The 2433-nt window shown below is 68.7% G+C and carries 3 protein-coding genes; 1 reads left to right on the forward strand and 2 read right to left on the reverse strand.

What is annotated here, in order from left to right:
• Nucleotides 1–898, reverse strand: an 898-nt coding sequence (locus tag CGX12_RS19035; RefSeq protein WP_142995717.1) for a CaiB/BaiF CoA transferase family protein, incomplete at its 3' end; no start/stop codon positions are given.
• A 21-nt stretch (nucleotides 899–919) separates the two neighbouring features.
• Nucleotides 920–2095: an acyl-CoA dehydrogenase gene (locus tag CGX12_RS19040; protein WP_094041439.1), complete on the reverse strand. Its 1176-nt coding sequence runs from the start codon at nucleotides 2093–2095 to the stop codon at nucleotides 920–922.
• 106 nt (nucleotides 2096–2201) lie between these two features.
• On the opposite strand from CGX12_RS19040, the gene CGX12_RS19045 reads away from it, so the two are divergent.
• Nucleotides 2202–2433 (forward strand): LysR family transcriptional regulator (locus tag CGX12_RS19045; protein ID WP_142995718.1); only part of this gene is annotated, 232 nt, incomplete at its 3' end.

Below are 2433 nucleotides of genomic sequence, written 5' to 3' on the forward strand. Positions count from 1 at the left end.
ACACTGGCGCCAGCCGGGCGATCAGTTCCTCCCGGTGCGCCACCCGGCCCCGGTTGCCGGCGTAGCGTTCGTCGCTCGCCAGACCGGGGCAGGCCGCCGCCTCGCAGAAGGCGCGGAACTGGCCGTCGTTGCCCACCGCCAGCAGCAGGTGGCCGTCGGCGGTGGCGAACACCTGATAGGGCACTATGCTCGGGTGGGCGTTGCCCATGCGCGCCGGCACCCGGCCCCCGACCAGGTAGTTGTTGGCCTGGTAGGACAGCAGGGAGGTGGCCACGTCGAGCAGCGCCAGGTCGATGTGCTGGCCCTCGCCACTGCGCTCCCGGTGGGCCAGGGCCGCCAGTATGGCCAGGGCAGCGTAGAGGCCGGTGCACAGATCGGTGATCGCCACCCCCGTCTTCATGGGCTCGCCGTCCGCCTCGCCGGTGATGCTCATCAGGCCGCTCATGCCCTGCACCAGCAGATCGTAGCCGGGCCGGTCGGCGTAGGGGCCGTCCTGGCCGAAGCCGGTGATGGAGCAGTAAACGAGCCGGGGGTTGAGCGCCTTCAGGGCCGGGTAGTCCAGGCCGTAGCGGGCCAGGCCGCCACGCTTGAAGTTTTCGATGACCACGTCGGAGCCGGCCGCCAGCCGGCGCACCAGCGCCTGGCCCTCGGGCCGGGTGAGATCGATGGTGACCGACGCCTTGCCCCGGTTGGCGCTCAGGTAATAGGCGCTCTCCGGGGTGGCGGCGCCCTCTTCGTCGGCGAGAAAGGGCGGGCCCCAGCGGCGGGTGTCGTCCCCCTCTCCCGGCCGTTCCACCTTGGTCACCTCGGCGCCCAGGTCGGCCAGCAGCTGTCCGGCCAGGGGCCCCGCCAGCACCCGGCTCAAGTCCAGTACCTTCAGTCCGTGCAATGCGCTCATCACGCCTCCTTGCCGCCGGCGCTAGAACGCCGCCAGTCCGGTCTGTGCCCGGCCCAGGATCAGGCCGTGAATGTCGTGGGTGCCCTCGTAGGTGTTCACCGTTTCCAGGTTGATCATGTGGCGGATCACCTGGAACTCCTCCGAGATGCCGTTGCCCCCGTGCATGTCCCGGGCCACCCGGGCGATGTCCAGCGCCTTGCCGCAGTTGTTGCGCTTGATCAGGGACACCACCTCCGGCGACCAGCTGCCTTCGTCCATCATGCGCCCCACCCGCAGGGCGGCCTGCAGCCCCAGGGCGATCTCGGTCTGCATGTTGGCAAGCTTCAACTGCACCAGCTGGGTCGCGGCCAGGGGCCGGCCGAACTGCTTGCGGTCCAGGGTGTAGCGGCGCGCCGCCTGCCAGCAGAACTCGGCGGCGCCCATCACCCCCCAGGCGATGCCGTAGCGGGCCTTGTTCAGGCAGCTGAAGGGCCCGCCCAGGCCGCTGGCCCCGGGCAGCAGGTTGGCGTCCGGCACAAAGGCGTCGTCGAGCACCAGCTCGCCGGTGATCGAGGCCCGCAGCGACAACTTGCCCTTGATCGTGGGCGCGCTGAAGCCCTGGGTGCCGCGCTCCACGATAAAGCCCTTGATTTTGCCCTCGTGGGCGTCGGAGCGGGCCCAGACGATCGCCAGATCGGCGATGGGGCTGTTGGTGATCCACATCTTCTGGCCGCTCAGCAGGTAGCCGCCGTCCACCTGGCGGGCCCGGGTCAGCATGGATCCCGGATCCGAGCCCGCGTCCGGCTCGGTCAGCCCGAAGCAGCCGATGAGTTCGCCGCTCGCCAGCCGGGGCAGGAAGCGCTGCTTCTGCTCCTCGCTGCCGAAGGTGAAGATGGGGTGCATCACCAGGGAGGACTGCACGCTCATGGCGGAGCGGTAGCCGGAGTCGATCCGCTCCACTTCCCGGGCCACCAGGCCGTAGGCCACGTGGCTGGCGCCGGCGCAGCCGTATTCCACCGGCAGGGTGGCGCCGAGCAGGCCCATCTCGCCCATTTCCCGCAGGATCTCGGGGTCGAAACTCTCCTCGGCGTAGCCGGCGATCACCCGGGGCGCCAGCCGCTCCTCGCAGTACTGCCGGGCCGCGTCGCGGATCATCCGCTCCTCGTCGGTCAGTTGTTCATCCAGTAAAAAGGGGTCTTCCCAGGTCATGGGTCGCATTGCCGTTCTCCTTGTCTGTCCCTGTTCTGCCCAGCTTGTCGCATTTATCGCCAGACTAAAAAGATATAATTGGTATACAAGAGTTAACAATTTGATCTGGCTCGCCATGGATTTGAGGCAACTGCGTTATTTCGTGACCATAGTGGAATCGGGCTCCTTCTCCCGGGCGGCGGAATTGCTGTACGTGGCCCAGCCGGCCCTGAGCCGGCATGTGCGGGAGCTGGAGGAAGAGTTCGGCTGCGCCCTGCTGGTCCGCTCGGCCCGGGGCATCTGCCCCACCGACAGCGGCCGGCACCTGGTGCGGCGCGCCAAGGCGCTGCTGGCCGAGGCCGCCGGGC

The sequence above is a fragment of the Zobellella denitrificans genome (genome assembly GCF_002237365.1).
Lineage (GTDB): Bacteria > Pseudomonadota > Gammaproteobacteria > Enterobacterales > Aeromonadaceae > Oceanimonas > Oceanimonas denitrificans.

What these genes read in the sequence shown, in the direction of transcription:
- CGX12_RS19040 (WP_094041439.1), bottom strand. Translation starts at nt 2,095, where the DNA reads ATGCGACCCATGACCTGGGAAGACCCCTTTTTACTGGATGAACAACTG.